The 18502-nt window shown below is 43.4% G+C and carries 13 protein-coding genes; 11 read left to right on the top strand and 2 right to left on the bottom strand.

Annotation, left to right across the window (positions count from 1 at the left end; all coding sequences use genetic code 11):
* The first annotated feature begins 111 nt into the window (after positions 1 to 111).
* From ACFO4R_RS01005 to ACFO4R_RS01035, 7 genes are all read left to right on the top strand, one after another.
* Positions 112 to 543 (top strand): hypothetical protein, encoded by a 432-nt coding sequence (locus tag ACFO4R_RS01005; RefSeq protein WP_379787095.1) that lies wholly within the window; start codon positions 112 to 114, stop codon positions 541 to 543.
* A 927-nt stretch (positions 544 to 1470) separates the two neighbouring features.
* A complete protein-coding gene (locus ACFO4R_RS01010; RefSeq protein ID WP_379787096.1) occupies positions 1471 to 2475 on the top strand; it encodes an ABC transporter ATP-binding protein in 1005 nt (334 codons plus the stop codon).
* Positions 2475 to 3416 (top strand): ATP-binding cassette domain-containing protein, encoded by a 942-nt coding sequence (locus tag ACFO4R_RS01015; protein WP_379787098.1) that lies wholly within the window; start codon positions 2475 to 2477, stop codon positions 3414 to 3416. Before ACFO4R_RS01010 ends, ACFO4R_RS01015 begins: the two co-directional genes overlap by 1 nt.
* Positions 3416 to 4378: an oligopeptide ABC transporter permease gene (gene opp4B, locus ACFO4R_RS01020; protein ID WP_379787099.1), complete on the top strand. Its 963-nt coding sequence runs from the start codon at positions 3416 to 3418 to the stop codon at positions 4376 to 4378. Before ACFO4R_RS01015 ends, opp4B begins: the two co-directional genes overlap by 1 nt.
* Positions 4379 to 4390: 12 nt before the next feature.
* Positions 4391 to 5341, top strand: coding sequence for an ABC transporter permease (locus ACFO4R_RS01025; RefSeq protein ID WP_379787101.1), 951 nt, complete (start codon positions 4391 to 4393; stop codon positions 5339 to 5341).
* A 168-nt stretch (positions 5342 to 5509) separates the two neighbouring features.
* Complete coding sequence (locus tag ACFO4R_RS01030) at positions 5510 to 7339, top strand: oligopeptide ABC transporter substrate-binding protein (RefSeq protein ID WP_379787102.1); 1830 nt, start codon at positions 5510 to 5512, stop codon at positions 7337 to 7339.
* A gap of 706 nt (positions 7340 to 8045) precedes the next feature.
* Complete coding sequence (locus tag ACFO4R_RS01035) at positions 8046 to 8921, top strand: hypothetical protein (protein WP_379787103.1); 876 nt, start codon at positions 8046 to 8048, stop codon at positions 8919 to 8921.
* Between the two features lie 168 nt (positions 8922 to 9089).
* Here ACFO4R_RS01035 and ACFO4R_RS01040 read toward each other — a convergent pair whose 3' ends face one another.
* Both ACFO4R_RS01040 and cobT read right to left on the bottom strand, forming a co-directional pair.
* Positions 9090 to 11753 carry a MucBP domain-containing protein gene (locus ACFO4R_RS01040; protein ID WP_379787104.1) on the bottom strand — a complete coding sequence of 888 codons (2664 nt, stop codon included), beginning with the start codon at positions 11751 to 11753 and terminating at the stop codon, positions 9090 to 9092.
* Positions 11754 to 12370: 617 nt separating this feature from the next.
* On the bottom strand, positions 12371 to 13441 hold the full coding sequence (gene cobT, locus ACFO4R_RS01045; protein WP_379787105.1) for a nicotinate-nucleotide--dimethylbenzimidazole phosphoribosyltransferase: 1071 nt from the start codon (positions 13439 to 13441) through the stop codon (positions 12371 to 12373).
* Positions 13442 to 14136: 695 nt separating this feature from the next.
* Here cobT and ACFO4R_RS01050 point away from each other — a divergent pair.
* From ACFO4R_RS01050 to rpmE, 4 genes are all read left to right on the top strand, one after another.
* Positions 14137 to 14958, top strand: coding sequence for a DNA-3-methyladenine glycosylase family protein (locus ACFO4R_RS01050; protein WP_379787106.1), 822 nt, complete (start codon positions 14137 to 14139; stop codon positions 14956 to 14958).
* Between the two features lie 2 nt (positions 14959 to 14960).
* The gene (gene cls, locus ACFO4R_RS01055; protein WP_379787107.1) at positions 14961 to 16424 is read left to right on the top strand and encodes a cardiolipin synthase; all 1464 of its coding nucleotides are present in this window, start codon (positions 14961 to 14963) and stop codon (positions 16422 to 16424) included.
* 44 nt (positions 16425 to 16468) lie between these two features.
* Entirely contained in the window at positions 16469 to 17986 is a 1518-nt protein-coding gene (rho, locus tag ACFO4R_RS01060) for a transcription termination factor Rho (protein WP_379787108.1), read from the top strand.
* Positions 17987 to 18175: 189 nt separating this feature from the next.
* Positions 18176 to 18376 (top strand): 50S ribosomal protein L31, encoded by a 201-nt coding sequence (gene rpmE / locus ACFO4R_RS01065; protein ID WP_379787109.1) that lies wholly within the window; start codon positions 18176 to 18178, stop codon positions 18374 to 18376.
* Positions 18377 to 18502 lie beyond the last annotated feature (126 nt).

Below are 18502 nucleotides of genomic sequence, written 5' to 3' on the forward strand. Positions count from 1 at the left end.
GCTGAAAAAAGGTCTGTGTCAAGCTTGGAAAAAACAGGGGAAATGTCTATGATTTTTGAAACATTTTTGATATAATTGTAGTCACTAATGTAATTGAAGGTGGTGAAAAGATTGACAGAACAAAACAAAGTATATCTTCGTATAGCGGGAATCGCCCTGGGTTTTCTATTGTCGTTGGCGGGAGTTGTGTTCTATAAGGCGATTTGGGCAAAGATCATCTGCTTTGTGATCGCCGGATTTTTGGGATACATCCTGTTTCGGACCTATCTTTCCTTTAAGCGAAAGAAGTATTATATGGAAGCAAAGGTATTGTCGGTTGTGAAACCGAAGAACAAATTCGGAGTCGGAAAAACCGTCATTGTGGTAAAATCCGGAAAAATCTCCAAAAAGCTGTTTTCATGGCAGGGAGTAACGATGAAGGTCGGACAGAATTATGCGATCTACTACGAAGAAAAAAGCAACCAGATCATCAAATACGATGCTTTGAAGATGAATATGGTGGCACGTCCCAAGCGTTCCAACATACCACCACAGTATAGATAGGCAGAAGATCCTTCTATCAGAGATGATAGAAGGATTTTTTATACTATTGCTTTCTGTAATACTACTATTCTTTTGAATAGTGGATATAAACAATCTGTGAGCCATAGAAGACAATATAGTTTTTCGTCATCGAAAAATAGATATATCCATACTTCTATTGAAAAATAGTATAAGTGATGGATATCAGCGATTTGTACTCCATAGATTTCTATTCCATAGAAGATAATACTAATACTGTTATTCCTTTAATTTGCGGATATAAAAGGTTTTGTGACCCATAGAAGGCAAGACAATTTTTCGTGGTTGAAAAACAGATATATCCATACTTCTATTGGAGACAGTATAAAACGGATAGTACCATCAAACCCGCTTGTACTATCAAATGATAGGGATTTTTCAATTTTTTCTCTAAGGAAGGAAGAATCGAGTTTTGAGTTCAAAGGCTTGACAAACAGGATTTATATCGTACAAAAACAAACAGATCCTTAAGAATAATTGTATTTTCAGTAAATAATGAAAGAACATTTTCTTTCTCGCTCGAAAACGCTTTCGAGGACAGTGAACGTTTTTTCGTAGATATGGTTTCTCTTACTAAATTCAAACCTGCTATTATGAACACGTTGAGGACAGTGCCCCCTACTCTTGGATAATTGAAGTCGAAAAGAGAGACGGTGTCCAATATTGTTAAGATTGAAAATATTTCTTAAAGTTAGAATTTAACAACATTTCATCGCTCACTAATATGAAAATATTATGTATAAACAGTTTGAAAATGTGTAACAGTCTTACTTACAAAAAAACACAACCGTGACGGTTTCAGATGTTCAAAAACTTTTTTGGATTGAAATTATAATACAATCATGTTAAAATTTCGAGGTATGAAAAACGATTTTTTCAAAACAATAATATTAGAAATAGGGTGAAGAAATGAATGTGAAACAGCCATTGTGTGAGATGAAGAATCTACATACCGGTTTCCGGATCAGAGATGAATACTTTGATGCGGTCGACAATGTCAGTTTAACCTTGTATGAAGATGAGGTTCTTGCCATCGTAGGAGAGTCCGGTTGCGGAAAGAGTACCTTGGCGACGACAATAATGGGACTGCATGACTTCAATTACACAAGAGTATCGGGAGAAGTCATCTTTGAAGGTCAAAACATTTTGAACCTTTCGGAAGCGGAGTACAATAAGATCCGCGGAGGGAAAATCGGAATGATTTTCCAAGATCCCCTTTCGGCCCTCAATCCTCTTCAGAGGATCGGAGAACAGATCGAAGAAGGATTGATCTACCATACGAATCTGGACGCTGCTCAGCGTAAGGAAAGAGCATTGCAACTTCTCGGCAGGGTAGGAATCGAAAATCCGGAGAGGATTTATCGACAGTTTCCTCATCAGTTGTCGGGAGGAATGCGTCAAAGGGTCATCATCGCCATCGCTCTGGTCTGCAAACCCAAGATCATGATCGCCGATGAGCCTACGACGGCACTTGACGTTACAATTCAGGCACAGATTCTCGATCTGCTTATCGACCTGCAAAAAGAGATCAAGGCGGGGATCATGCTGATTACTCACGACCTCGGAGTTGTGGCACAGATGGCTGACAGGGTGGCAGTCATGTATGCGGGAGAGGTTGTAGAACTTGCAACGAGCGATGAACTTTTTACCAATCCCATGCATCCCTACACCAAGAGTTTGCTCAACTCGATCCCTCAGCTTGACAGTCATGAGGACGAGGACCTCCACGTGATTCAGGGAATGGTTCCCACGTTGAAGAACCTTCCGAGAACAGGCTGCAGATTTTCTCCGAGGATCCCGCATATTCCACACAGTGCACACGAGGAGAATCCTACCCTGCACGAGGTATCGCCGGGGCACTTTGTAAGATGTACCTGTTACAAAGATTTTTATTTTGAAGGGGAGAAGAACTGATGAGTCTACTGGAAATTAAAGGTTTAAAAGTACATTACCCCATTCGGGGAGGCTTCTTCAACAGGGTCGTCGATCATGTCTATGCGGTGGACGGAGTGGATATGATCATCGAAGAAGGAAAGACCTACGGTTTGATCGGAGAGTCCGGTTCCGGAAAATCGACAATCGGTAAGACGATCATCGGTCTTGAAAAAGCGACAGCGGGCGAGATTATCTACAACGGTAAGAATGTGTTGGATAAGAGAATAAGAAAAGAATTGAAATATAACGAGGATGTGCAGATGATCTTCCAAGACTCCATGTCGAGCTTGGATCCCAAGAAGAGGGTTCGTGACATCTTGGCGGAGCCTATCAGAAACTTCTACCACCTCGATGAAAAGGCGGAGAGAGCAAGGATTTATGAGTTGCTTGAAATCGTAGGTATGCCCAAGGACGTTATCTACAAATATCCGCATGAGTTTTCGGGAGGACAAAGACAGCGACTGGGAGTTGCAAGAGCCATAGCCTGTCGACCGAAGCTTATCATCGCCGATGAGCCGGTATCCGCTCTGGACCTGTCCGTTCAGGCTCAGGTCTTGAACTACCTCAAGCAGATACAGAGGGATCTGAACCTCGCCTACATCTTTATTTCTCACGATCTCGGGGTTGTAAGACATATGTGTGACTACATCTACATCATGCACAGGGGGCGTTTTACGGAAACGGGAAACAGAGAAGACATCTATAAAAACGCTCAACATATCTATACGAGAAGATTGATCGCCTCCATTCCTCAGATCAACCCGCAGGCGAAGGAAATGCTCAAAAAGACGCGGGAGATCGTCGATAAAGAGTACGAGAATGCTTATTCCGAATACTATGATGAAAGCGGCAAGGTGTATCCGCTCTCCAAGGTATCGGAAACTCACTTTGTGGCACAGAGAAAAGGAGGGAACCTGTAATGTGGAAGACGATACTTAGACGGGTATTGTTGATGATACCCCAGCTTTTCGTTTTGAGTTTGTTGGTCTTTATCATAGCGAAGATGATGCCGGGAGATGCTTTGACGGGCTTGATAGGACCTAACGTGGATCTCAAGGTAATAGAAGAACTTCGAATCGAGGCGGGCTATTACGACCCGTGGTATGTTCAGTATATCCGATGGGTCAAAAACGCCCTCCAAGGCGATTTGGGCATCAGTTACAAGTATAAACTGCCTGTATTGACGGTTATCGGTCCAAGGGCATGGAACAGTTTTGTACTTTCCTTTTTATCTTTGATTATTATGTACGCGATTGCTCTTCCGATCGGTATCTTTGCAGGAAAAAACCAGAACTCGAAATTCGATAAAGGGGTCATCCTCTTTAACTTCATAACCTATGCAATCCCGAGTTTTGTATTCTACCTCTTTGCCATTTTGATCTTCGGTTATAAGCTCAAGTGGTTTCCGACCATCGGTTCGGTTGCGACGGATGTTGCAAAAGGAAGCTTTGACTATTATATGAGTAAATTCCACCATATGATATTACCGGCTCTTTGTATTGCCATTCTCGGTACGACATCGACAATTCAATATCTCAGAAACGAGGTCATCGATGCCAAGACCAGCGACTATGTCAAGACGGCAAGAAGCAAGGGGGTACCTATGAGAAAGGTCTATACCCACCATATCTTCCGTAACTCCCTCCTCCCGATCGCAGCCTTCTTCGGCTTCCAGATCTCGGGTTTGATGGGAGGAGCGATCATCGCCGAGACCATCTTCAACTATCAGGGAATGGGTAAGTTCTTTATGGAATCGATTGTAACAAGGGATTACAGTGTGGCAACGACATTGATTTTGTTATATGGACTGCTGTTCTTACTCGGATCCTTGTTGTCCGATATTACAATGACCATTGTAGATCCAAGAATCAGAATAGAGTAGGGGGTTAGTCAGTTGAAAAAGATAACAAAAGAACAGGAAGTAAAGAACAATCAAACCGAAACGTTTGAGCAGGCGGAAGCCAGACTGAAGTCGGAGAATCCGACGGGGTTTTCCGTCATTGTAAGAGAGTTTAAAAAAGATAGGTTGGCGATGTTTTCGTTTATTGCCCTCTGTCTCTTTATCGCCACCGTGTTTATTATGTCGGCACTGATCGATATCGAACAGTTGCAGACCGTCGATATCTTGAGAAAGTACGAACCGCCCTCCTCCGGAGCTTTTTGGAACTGGTTCGGTCGTGATCCCGGAGGTCGCAGCGTTATGGGCTATGTGATTGTGGGAGCGCGAAACTCCATTACGGTCGGGGTCCTTATTACACTTCTTACAACGGGAGTAGGCTTATTTACGGGACTTGCAATGGGTTATTACGGGGGTAAGGTGGACTCCTTGGGAATGAGGGTCGTAGACTTTATCGGAATTCTTCCGATGCTGATGATTGTCATTGCCTTTGTAAACCTTGTACCCAAGTACAATATTTGGTCTTTCATCCTTATTATGAGTGCCTTCTATTGGACGGGAACGACGAGGCTCGTTCGTTCCAAGGCTCTTTCGGAGGCGAGAAGGGACTATGTCAACGCTTCCAAAACGATGGGAACGAGCGATCTTAAGATCATGTTCGGAGGTATCCTGCCCAACATCTCTTCCATCATCATCGTAGACTCGACCCTGGCACTTGCCGGAAACATCGGTGCGGAGGTAGCCCTGTCTTTCCTGGGTTTCGGTCTGCCGGAGTCGACCCCGTCGATCGGAACTTTGATCTCTTATGCGTCTAAGCCGGAGGTCATCCAGTATAAGTACTTTGTATGGTTGCCTGCTGCCTTGGTATTGCTCTTTATGATGCTTGCCATCAACTATGTAGGTCAGGCGCTCAGACGGGCGGCGGACGCAAAACAGAGATTGGGTTAATACGGTTTTTTGAAGGAAACACCGGAAACAGAAGCGGTGTGAAGACTCGGTTCAAGCAAGTACATGTTTGAAGTATCTTATGAATAACCTAAGAAACAAGAGTACAAATCGGTAATAAGGCACGACGCTTTTTACAAATATAAATTTTTTATAGGAGGTAAGGTTAACATGAAAAAACACATTGCTAAAGTAGCTGCAATCATGGCATGTATGCTGATGTTCACATCCTGCGGCGACTTGGGAGCGGCAGGCGGAGATTCTGGCTCCGGCGGAGATACTCCTTCCGGCCAGTCTTCATCCGAGATCGAGCAGCAGTATCCCGCATTGGTAGAGCACGAGGGAGATGTTATCGAAGGAGGGACCCTGAAAGTAGGTATCGTATCGGATTCTCCATTCAAGGGAGTATTCAACGGCTATCTGTATACCGACGGTATTGACGATGCTTTTATGAAGTACACGATGAACGGGGCCTTCCCTGTTGACGGAGACTTCAAATTGGTCACAAACAGCGACGAGACACCGATCAACCTTTCGTTCGATGAAGAGGCAAAGACGGTAAACTACAAGATCAATCCGAAGTTTAAATGGTCCAACGGTGAGCAGGTAACGACGGCGGACATCGTAAAAACCTATGAGATCGTAGCAAACCAGGACTATATCACAGCGGCAAAATCCGTACGTTTTGACGATTCCATGCACAACATCGTAGGTATTGTAGAATACAACGAAGGAAAAGCCGACAAGATCTCCGGGTTGGAAGTCATCGACGATTCCACGATGAAGATCCATGTAAAAGAGATTACTCCTGCACTTCTCTGGGGTGGGGGCTTGGTAGGAGAGTTTGTCAATGCGAAGCAGTTTGAAGGCATAGAGATGAAGAAGATCATCGAAGCTCCCGCACTCAGAAAGAACCCTCTTTCTTACGGTCCCTATGTGATGAAGGATATGGTGTCAGGAGAAAAGGTTATCTTTGAAGCAAATCCCCACTACTATCATGGAGAGCCCAAGGTCAAAAACTTGGAGATCGAAGTCCTTCCTCCTTCTCAGCAGGTTGCTGCAATCAAGGCGGGAAAATATGACTTGGTTTATGATATGAGTGTAGATGTTTTCCCGGAATTACAGGAGCTGTCCAATATCTCGATTGCAACGAGAATGGATCTCTATATGAGTTATATGGGCTTTAAACTCGGAAAATGGGATGGAAAACAAGTTGTTGTCGATCCCAATGCCAAGATGGCGGATATGAAATTAAGACAGGCTATGGGTTATGCAATCGACAACGACTCCATCGGTAAGCAGTTCTACCACGGACTGAGATTTACTGCGGCATCTCCGATCGCTCCATTGTTTGCTACCCTTCACAATCCGGAAATCACAGGATACAAGATCGATCTTGAGAAGGCAAAGGCTCTTCTGGATGAAGCCGGATTCAAGGATGTGGACGGAGACGGAATCAGAGAAGACAAGGAAGGAAAACCCCTTACCATCAACTTTGCGATGATGGCGGGTTCCGAGGTTCAAGAGCCTCTGTCCCAATACTACAGACAACAGTGGAAAGAAATCGGTCTGAAGGTGGAATTGGTAGACGGAAGACTTCTTGACTTCCACAACTTCTATGACAGAATTGAGGCGGATGATCCGGGAATCGACTGTTATATGGCAGCTTTCGGACTTGCATCCGATCCGGACCAAAACGGTATGTTCGGAAAGAGTGCACCTTTCAACATGTCTCGTTACACCTCCGAAGCGTTGGACAACTCTCTTAAGAGAATGGCTTCCAACGAAGCGATGGATGAGGCAAAACGTGTTGAGATCTACCATGAGTTTGAGAAAGTAATGGCGGAAGAAGTTCCGATCGTTCCTCAAATGAACAGGGTGGACATTCTGCCCGTTAACAAGAGGGTAAAAATGTACAACTGGAACTGGGATGATTCTAAAGCTCAATTCGGATGGCATTTGATCGAGCTTACTGCGGATGCACCGATCGCAGCGGAATAAGACAGGAAATCAACCGGTATAGAGCGATTTATATCAAAAAAAAACTTCTCCTGCCCTCGGGTAAGGGGAGTTTTTTTTGATATAGTTGTGTGACAGAATGTTTGTCGTACTATCATACTATTTTCCGTTTGAAATGCCGGGGATGATACTATTCTCCAATAGAAGTATGGATATATCTGTTTTTCAACCCACGAAAAATCAGTTTATCTTCTATGGGTCACAAATTGTTTATATCTATAATTCAAAGGAAGAATAGTATGAAACATCTATCATTACCGAAAAACGTTTGGAGGACGATATGCTTCCAAGCCTTCCACCTTTCAATTCTAACAGATACTACTATTCTTCCTCGTATAATAAAGCAAAGTATAACACTATACTTTCTTATCGGAGTTCAAGTTCTGTTTGAAACTCCAAAATAAAATCAAAAAACCTTCCTTATAAAAAGCACTCCGTATAAGCGCAATGAAGGGGTAGCAGTATTGCCTCAGGCTTTAAGCGTTACAGCATAACGCAAAGGCGAACAAATACCCGGCTCCGGTCGAAGCGACGTACAAACGGTGGAAACAGGGGACATAGTGTAAGTGGAAATTTCGGATGATATCGACAGATAATGCAAGATTGAATCCATAATATACGGAAAAAAGGTTGACGAAGTCGGAAAAGGGACTTATGATGTAGAAAAAGACATAAAAGGAGTGGTAGTATGAAGAGATGGATCACGGGCCTTGCAACCGTGTCGTGCTTGGTGTTTTTGGGTGTGGGGAGTGCTTTTGCCGAAACGACGGTTTCCCTTGATGCGGATCTGAATATGGACAATATCAAGGAAAGTGTCACTGCACATGTGGAAGAAAAGAGATTGGACGGTTTAGATGAGCTCTATCCCCTGATCTCCGCGTTATCGGTAAGTGAGCTCTCCGAAGGAGAGACAAAGGAGGTCGATCGTCTCGAAGTGATGGGGGAAGAGGGACTTTCCCTTATCTATCAGGATCTCAAGATCATTGATATCAATCCTAAGGACAAACAGAAGGAAGTCTTGTTGCTTAAGAGCCATCCCTATTTCGGGATAGCAACGGAGGCGGATATCTATTCGTTTCAGGATGGGAAACTCAAACTCTTGGGAAGGATATCGGGGATTATGGATCGGGATATAAGGGTTAATCCCAAGACCAACTATATCGAGGCTCAAAACTATGATTATCATCCCATCCAATATACTTATTATATCAAGTATAAGCTCGAAAACGGTACTCTCAAGATGGTCAATGAAGATGAAGTTCAAATGTTGGGACTGAAAAAACCGATCACTCCGACAACACAGAAGAGCTTGCAGATCTATTCGGATAAAAAGTGCAGCAAGAAGGCATTTACGCTGAAAGCCAAGGAGAAGTTTACCGTCCTTGCGGGAAGTGAGAAAGGGAAGTATCTCAAAGTAAAGAACGCGAAGGGAAAGGTGGGTTATCTGCCCTTACAGGTCTTTGTAAAATCCTATGACGGAGACTCTTTCAAGATATGGAGATTGAAGCAATATAAGAACATCGATATCTACGAAGTCCTAAGGGGCATCGAGGTGTGGAGCTAGAGAGGTGTTTCACTCGTTTGGAACGGCTTGGCGAACTTGTGTAGTTCCCTGTGTTCGTGCTTCGGGTCCGGTGTTTCGGAGAATCGTATTACACAAAAATCCGACTTGGGGGCGGTGTTTGTTATACCGTTATATTTTTAAACTTGTCTGCTTTGATGTGATTTCGGCTTAGATGTCTTTTTCAAGTTTGAAAGATCCTTTGTAGTTTTCAAGAGATTCTTCCGTAAACTTGTTGTTCCAGATTCTATTCTCAAGATCTTTCCACAAGAATTTTTCTGATTTAAGAAAGACAGAATATACTTGGGTTCTTTCTTCTGGAATATCACTGCGGTAGAAGTAAGCTGCATGATAGGAGTCTAAGTGATACCATTTCCCGTCAATTTTCACCTGATTCCATGCGTGGTTGAGTCGTTTGTCAAATACTTCGGTCTGCATTTGGCTGATTACTTTTTCAATATAAGCCTTTTTGGTTTTGGGGTTATAATAGGGGATTAAAATTCCCCCGACGAATTTGGACTCTAAACCGGCCCTTTCCGCAATTCGGTTATAGGCTATAGCGTAGCCTTCACAGAGTCCGACATTCCCCAAAAGTACGGATGAATGATTATAGACATTGTAGCCCCATTCATTTCTTCCGGTGTTAGGTGTAGGATATTTGGTTAAATAATCATGGATGATTTTCGCTTTTTGGAAGTCGGTCTTGTTTGTAAGGTCGTACTTTGCGATAATCTCATCGACTTTATCTTCCGATTGGATCATTTGCTCGGGGCTGATATGATAGGTGATTCCGATCGCATATTTGTATACGCCGGGAGTATCGGTTTCTTCTCCTCTTACGGAATCTCTACCTGTCCAATATCTTGCAAGTCTCAACAAACCTGCTTCCGTTGTCTTGTTCCAAAGCTCCCAATAAGCCTGATCCACGTCTTTTTCTGTAGCGTAGAACACGATAGCGAGTTTACGTCTATACACACTCTTGATGATATACTCTTTGAGTTCTTCGGGTCTACCTGCAAAGTTGATGTCCGAATAAGTCAATTCTTTGTTCGGATCTGCCTTCTCACGGATAAACTCTTTTAGGGTCTTGATTTCGTCGGTTTTTTCGTATTCAAATATGATCTCATTTTCTACTGCAACCAAGATGAGGCTCTTTGTTGTTTCTTCAGGTTTGATATACTTGTCGATGTCAATGGCTTCTTCGGTGATTTCTTGTCCTTCGTGTCCGGATTTGGTTGCTGTAGGTGCAATCTCCTCTCCGTCTTTGTTCACATACCTGACTCGGTACTCGACTTGAGGTTTTGCGGACTCATTGAGTTTTTTGATCTCTTCAAAGAGGTCGTTTACTTGTTTTTCGTCGGTTGCTTGGTCAACTTTTTGTTTGTAAGCTTCTTTCACATCGAAAGAAACCTTCTCCAATTTGTCAATGTTACGCTTTGTGTCTTCTTTGAGTTTGTTCAATGCATCGTCAGCGACCGCTCTGTACTCAAATACGACGGGATCGTTGTTCTTAGGCTGCAACACTATTGTTTTGACAGGCTCGGAGGTCAACTCGTAACCTTTAAACACATCCGCTTTTTCAGTAACGGTGTTGCCGACAAAATCGATCTTTGTTATGGTTCTGCCGATTTCTTTTCCATCTTGATCCACGTATTTGATTTGATATCTGACTTGAACTTTTGTAGCTTCATCAATCTTTTTGATTTCCTCAAAGAGATCGTTTACCTCTTTTTCGGTAAGAGCCTTATCAACGGCAGCCTTATAAGCGTTTTTCTCGTAAAGAGGTGCTTTCTTCAGGTTGTCGATCTTCTCTTTGGTAAGAGTTTTTAAGGTATTCAGTGCCTCCGAATCCACCGCTCTGTATCGGAATACGATCGGCTCATTGCCTTCCGCCTTCAATACAAGGGTCTTTGAAGCTTCGGAGACCAACTCATAACCTTTGAGGTTTGAAGCTTTTTCGGTAACGGTGTTACCGGAAAAATCAATCTTGGTTATGGTTCTGCTGATTTCTTTTCCGTCTTGATCCACATATTTGATTTGATATTTGACTTGGACTTTTTTAGGAGCAACCTGCTCTTTTTCGTATTCGAAAACGATTTCGTTCTCTCCAACGACCAAGGTTGCGGTCTTTGTGTTTTCAAGGGCAACATAGCCTTTGACGGAAGTTGCCTTTTCAGTAATAACTTCATCGGCAAAAGCTATTTTTGTTACGGTTCTCGAAATTTCTTTGCGAGTGTCCTTATCCACATACTTCACTTGGTATTTGACTTGAACTTTTGTAGTTTCATCGATCTTTTTGATTTCTTCAAAGAGATCGTTTACTTCCTTCTCTGTAAGAGCTTTGTCTACGTCCGCCTTATAAGCATTCTTCTCGTAGAGAGGTGCTTTCTTCAGGTTGTCGATCTTCTCTTTGGTAAGAGTTTTCAACGCAATTAAGGCTTCCGAATCCACCGCTCTGTATCGGAATACGATCGGCTCGTTGCCTTCCGCCTTCAAGGTAAGGGTTTGTTCTGCATCTGAAATCAATTCGTAACCCTTGATGTTTGAAGCTTTTTCTGTCACAACATCTCCGGAAAAAGCAAGTTTTTTTACCGGATAGCTGACATTTGTACCGTCGGCCTCGTTGATGTACTTCACTTCATACAAAACTTGGACTTTCTGCTCCGGAACCGGCACAGCTACGGGAATGGACTTGAGCGTTTGTGCGGAACTCGGTGCGACGGGCCTTTCTTCCGCAAAAGCCTTATCTACATCAAAGACAAGTAGGGAAGAAAGGATGGTTAACACTAAGAATAGACTTTGAGCTCTTAAGAGCCACTTGTTGCGGGTGTTCATAATGTTCCTCCTTATATAATTTGGTATTTTGGACAGCAATGTAAGGGATACCGTTATTTGCTTGAGCCGTGCAGATCGATGACCTGTGCTTATATGGGTCGAAACAGTTTCTTGTATGTCCGGAAGGTAAATAGTTCCACACTCCGCTTCAAGAGCAGTATCAAATACAATGCTGCTTTGTCAAAGGGTATATAGGTAGATATCTGTCTTGTCAATATACTTTTCCTTATTTATCCGGTTTAATTTTGCAACGGATTGATTTTAGATACTTATATTTTTTTGAAACGATATTTTTTTCAATTGAAAACTATCAGGCAAGTCAGAAAATAAAGAGGTTATCTCATTTCAGAGGAAAATTCAAGAGTGTGGAAAAAAAGATGTACGAAAGAAGGGACACTGTGCAAGAATGTTTGAGAGGTGCGGCTTTGCACAGGGTTTCCCTTACATTCGTACAGAGAAATCGATTCGGTTTGGTAAGAAGACAACATGTAAGGGTGAAGTCCTGATCTTCTTGTAGCTCACAAGAGGAAAAGGCTGCCAACCATGTTTTGAACAAGTTCATCCTTGACGGATATGGATTTTATGTCGGTTGAGAATTATGCAGCAGTGCGTTCTTCTTAACACGGAGGGGTAAGTTGATCGAAGTCGGGGATCTCATTTTCCGAAAATGTAGGCATTCTGTCATAAAGATACAATGCCATATCGATGATCGGGAACATCATTGCACCTCCGGAACCTTCACCCAATCGCATGTTCATATTCAGGGGGTAGGAGAGTCCCAAAGCCTCCAGTGCATATCGGGCGCCGGGTTCGTCGGAAAGGTGAGAGCCTATCATATAGTCTTTGGACAGAGGAGCCAACTTGGATGCCAGCAGGGCGGATACATTGGAAATAAAACCGTCGAGCACAACCGGAATCCGATGTGCACTGCAACCGAGGATGACACCTGTCATGGCACCGATTTCAAAGCCACCGACCTTTGCGAGCACATCGATGGGATCTTTGGGATCGGGACGGTTGACTTCGATACTTCTTCGGATGACGTCGACCTTGTGGCTTAAATTGGAGGGAAGGGTGCCGGCCCCCAAGCCGGTGACCTTCTCGACGTCGAGACCTTCCAAGACGGCGAGCATGGCGCTGCTCGGCGTGGTGTTGCAGATCCCCATCTCTCCGATACCGAAGATCTCGTAGCCCTTTTTGATATATTCCTCGACAAGAAGGATTCCTTTTTCGATCGAGAGAACGGCGTCTTCCCTGCTCATGGCAGGGCCCTTTGCCATGTTTGAGGTGCCTTGCCTTATCTTTTGGTTCAAAACGCCCGGGATTTCATGATTGCACTTGATCCCTATATCCACGGCGACGATGTCAAGGTTGAGATATTTTGCCATTAAGCCTATGCTGCACTTGCCCGTCGAGTAGGAAGCGAAGTGGTCGGCAGTGATACTCTGCGGTTGGATGCTGATGCCTTCTTCATATACTCCATGATCGGCACCGAAGGTCAAGACCATTTTTTTGTTCAAGGCGACTTTTTCTTCCCTGTAAATTCCGGCGAGTCGGATGCTCAGTTCTTCAAGGTAGCCCAGACTTCCCGGAGGTTTCACCAGAGTGTCCTGCTTCTTCTTTGCCCTTTGCATCCAAGATGTATCGGGGGCTTCGATACGCGAAATCGTTTTTTTCAGTACGTTCATTTTTAACACCTCATTTTATATCTTCTGATTTTGGAATGTTTTCTCGGGTGCGATATGCACAAGTTTTGTAGTGGACAATGGAGCTTATCTTCTCAAGGATACTCTTATTCGGGAGGAATTGCAAGAAGAATTCAAGGCCTTTGCATATGGATATACTTTCCCGTTCCTCGGTATCGTTTTTTTTAGAAACACCGAGGTCCACATTTTTTGTGGGACGGTTTTGTCAAAACGAAGGAGAGAATAAAATAAAAAAAACAAAAATATAGTTATAAATTCATTTGAGTTGTGGTATACTTGTAAAAAGCATAAGCCGACCGTTTGATTTGAAGGCATTTGAACAAGTCATAGTTAAGGTTGTGCTATTTTTTATCTAACAATAGTGGAGTAGGCAGGTTTAGCAAGGCGGGCGACGGGTAAAATAAAAACAAACATTCGAGTTGTTTATACCGGTTATGTTATTTTTTGCCCGGTTATGGAAGAGGACGCAGGTTTATGGCGGACCGCTTTGACGATTCCGTTTTGTTGCAAAACCGTTGCCGCCTATCAGAAAATCAGAGCACAGGTCAAGAGCCGGATTCGTCTTTACCGAAATCAGAGAAGAGATTTATTCAGCGAAGAAAAGGAACAAAGGATTGAAACAGAAGTTGAAGTGGAAGAAAATAAGTGAAACGGAATATGTTTTGGAGACGGATCATTTGTCATTAAAACAAATCCATGAGAGCGGGCAGGCTTTTCGATGGATCGCACTGTCGGAAGATGAGTATATTGCGATACATGAGGACAAGTGGGTAAGAGTGAAACAGGAAAAAGATCACTTGAACTTTAAGCATGCGTCCAAACGCGAGTTGTCCAAGGTGTGGACAGCGTACTTTGATTTGGACAGGGATTATTCGAGCATACGCAAATCTTACCGCGGTCTTGACGGGTACCTGGATGAGGCCATGGATTACGGCGAGGGTATCAGGATTCTCAAACAGGACCTTCTTGAGATTATTATCACTTTTATCATTTCTGCAAATAATCATATCCCCAGAATAAAGATGAGCATTGAAAAGATAAGCAGGTTTGCGGGAAGACGGCTCGGAGAGGTTGAGGGCAAGGAGATCTTGGCCTTTCCCACCTTGGAAGCATTGACACGAATCGGCGATGAGCAATGGGCACAGGTAAAACTCGGTTATCGGGAAGCTTATATTCGAAAGAGCCTGCAAGCAATCAAAAACAAAGAAGTTGACCTCAAAAAGCTGGAGAAGATGAACACCCTCGATGCAAAGAAAGAGTTGATGAAGCTTTCGGGGGTCGGCGATAAGGTTGCCGATTGTATCCTTCTTTACGGTATGGGCAGGATGGATACCTTTCCTGTCGATGTCTGGATGAAGAGGGTCATGAACCGCCATTACAATGTACCTGAAGATGAAAGCATACGAATGATTCGTCAAAAGGGTATGGAGGTATTCGGAGAAACCGCCGGAATTGCCCAACAATATCTGTTTTATTACGAAAGAATGAAGGGAAGATAGAAATGTTTGTCACCGGAATATCGATATTGTATTTGATCATGCTCGTGTTTACGGCGATGTTTATCTTTTTGGAGAATAAGGACAACAATAAGACGATCTCATGGTTACTGGTCCTGGTTTTCCTTCCGGTGGTAGGCTTTGTACTGTATCTGATCTTCGGAGAGAATGTCCGTTCGGACAAAAACAGCAGGAGAGCAAAATTGACCTCTGAGTTCTTTGAACATAGCGACTTGGTTGGAATAGAGGCTTTTGATGATTTGGTTCGAACCCAAAAAGAAGGAGTTCGAAGCCTTCCTATTTTTAGGGAGAACGATCGGAGGATCATATCTCTGATTTTGAATTCGGGAAAGTTCCCGGTCACCTCCAACAATAAGGTAAGAGTCTTTGAAGAAGGGGTCTCCAAGTTTGAATCCCTGCTGCGGGATATCGAAGAAGCACAGCATCATATTCATATTGAATACTTTATTATTAAGGATTCGGTAATAGGTAACAAGTTGAGGGAGGCTTTGATCCGAAAGGCGAAACAGGGAGTCAAAATAAGGATTATCTATGACGATCTGGGTTCATGGAGGCTGCATATCGAGCAGAGTTATCTCAAGAGTTTGAAGGAGTCGGGTTGCGAGGTGTACTCCTATGCAATGGAAAAATTTCCTTTTTTGTATCGGAATATCAATTTTCGGGATCACAGAAAAATCGTTATCATTGACGGAAGAATCGGTTATATCGGGGGGATCAACATCGGGGACGAGTATGTACACCAAGATCCCTACTTTGATTTTTGGAGAGATACCCATCTCAGGATAGAAGGAGAAGCGGTGTATTCGCTTCAAATCGTATTTCTCCTGTCGTGGTACCTGATTCGGGAAGAAATGATAAAGGAGGGGTTTCTCTTTCCGCCGATCGTCAGGCAATTGGGTTATTCGATGGTCCAAATCGCAACTTCGGATGCAAGTACGCCCCATGAAACCATATATCAGGCTTATTTTTCGGGGATTACGGGAGCAAGAAGAAGTATCTTCATACAGACACCCTACTTTATTCCGGATCAGGCCTTGCTTACCGGATTAAAGGCAGCTCTGCTTTCGGGAGTTGAAGTGTCCATCATGTTTCCCTCCTATCCCGATCATTTTGTTGTCTATCACGCCTCTCATTCCTACCTCGAAGAGGTTATGGAACTGGGGGCTAAGGTGTACCTGTATAAGAAGGGCTTTCTTCATTCCAAGGTTGTCATCATAGACAGAACTTTTGCTACGGTAGGTACTGCCAATATGGACATCAGAAGTTTTTCGCTCAATGCGGAAATCAATGCGTTTATCTATGACGATAAGAGTGTTGATCGCCTGTATAATATGTTTAAGAGGGATATCAAAGATTGTGTGGAAGTTGATTATCTAAGGTATAGACAAAAATCGGTATTCAAACGATTTGTAGAGGCTTTTTGCAGACTGTTTTCGCCTTTGTTATAGTTTTTGTTAAAAAAGTTCAAAGTGGTTGTTAGAAAGGAAAAAAGATGAGAAACAGGCTAAACGAGATGAAATTGAAAGACTTGAGGCTGCTTGCAAAACAGGGGGGACTGAAATCGATCACAGCCTTGAAGAAAGAAGAGTTGATCCGTGTTCTTTTGGAGACCGAAGGCTTGGAGCATATCTTATCCTCCTTTGAAGGGGAAGAAGGGGGTGGTGTGTCACGAGAGGAGAAGGCGGTCAGCCAAGGGGAGAAGGAGATAGTCAAAGAGCAGGAAAGATTACATGAAAACAGAGTAAAGTCCGTAATTGAGGAGTCTGAAGAGATCAAGAGCACTCTGAGAGATAGAGATAACACAGCTTCGGGAGCTTCCGCAAGTCCCAAAAAAGTAAGCTATGATAAGGAAGAATATGAGAGGATCATACATAGCAAAGATGCTTTGGTGGCGGAGGGGATTCTTGAGATCCTGCCGGACGGTTTCGGGTTCTTGAGAGGACCTAATTATATCTCGACTGAAAACGACGTCTATGTAGGGCCTTCTCAAATCAGGAGATTTAACATGAAGACGGGGGACAAGATTCTGGGTATCGTACGTCCTCCGGGACCTAACGATAAATTCAATGCGATCTTGTATGTCAAGAGTATCAACGGGCTCAAGCCTGATGTTGCAGCTAAGAGAAAGGATTTTGACAAGCTGGTTCCTATCTATCCCGATGAACGCCTCTGTTTAAACAACGAAAAAATGGATAAATCCGTAAGGTTGATCGATGTCTTCGTACCCATAGGAAAGGGACAGAGAGGTTTGATTGTGGCACCTCCCAAGGCGGGCAAAACGGTGCTTTTAAAGAATGTGGCAAATGCAATTCTGAGCAATTATCCCGATGTCGAGCTCATTGTGCTTTTGGTGGATGAAAGACCTGAGGAAGTGACCGATATTAGAGAATCGGTCAATGCCGATGTGATCTCTTCGACCTTCGATGAACTCCCGAGCAACCATATCAAAGTATCGGAGATGGTTCTTGCACGTGCTAAGAATCTGGTGGAACACGGAAGAGATGTTGTTATCCTTATGGACAGCATTACAAGGATGGCAAGGGCCTACAATCTGACGATCAATCCCACCGGAAGAACCTTGTCGGGAGGGTTGGATCCGGGTGCTTTGTACGGACCGAAGAAGTTCTTCGGAGCGGCGAGGAATGTGCGTGAGGGAGGTTCTCTTACCATACTTGCTACCGCCCTGATCGATACGGGTTCAAAGATGGACGATGTCATCTACGAAGAATTTAAGGGAACGGGAAACATGGAACTCCATCTGGACAGAAAACTTGCGGAAAAGAGAATTTTTCCCGCCATCGATATCCAACGTTCGGGAACACGTAAGGAAGAACTCCTTGTCGATAAAGAGCGTTATGAAATGCTTATCAAAATAAGAAGGATATTGGGCAACTATTCCACCCAGGAGTTAATGGAGGATCTGATCCCGATGATCTGCAATGCTTCGGATATGGGACAGTTCCTTTCCGCAGTGGAGCAGGTATATTCGGACAACAACATGCGAAGGTAGGGAAGTTGAGTTTTGTTTTTTCGACAAGGAAGGGAAAAACAAAAAAATTCTTGAACTTGTGCAATTGAAGTGATATTATAGAAAATAAGGAAAAACTTAAGTCGGAAGAACCTTGATTTTCATAAAAAACTATGATATACTTTCCAAGTTAGAAGTAATGAGTATCAAAGACCAAGCGAGGTGAAAACAATGAAAGAGAATTTGCATCCCAAATACAAAGAAGTACAGGTACGTTGTGCGTGTGGAAACACATTCCAAGCAGGTTCCACAAAAGATGAAATCTCCGTAGAGATCTGCTCCCAATGCCATCCTTTCTTTACAGGTCAATCCAAGACAATAGAAAAAGGTGGACGTATTGAGCGTTTCAATAAGAAATTCAAGAGAGATTAGTCTTAACTTTACGACGGAAACTCAGGTAGAAAAAGAGGATGGTTTCATGGAAGTGGAACGATCTTCTTTTTTAATTTGATACAAAATCGAAGCGGCAATCATCATGACGACACGGATTGCAGGCAT

The sequence above is a fragment of the Filifactor villosus genome (assembly GCF_042652965.1).
In the GTDB taxonomy this organism is placed as follows: Bacteria; Bacillota; Clostridia; order Peptostreptococcales; family Filifactoraceae; genus Filifactor; species Filifactor villosus.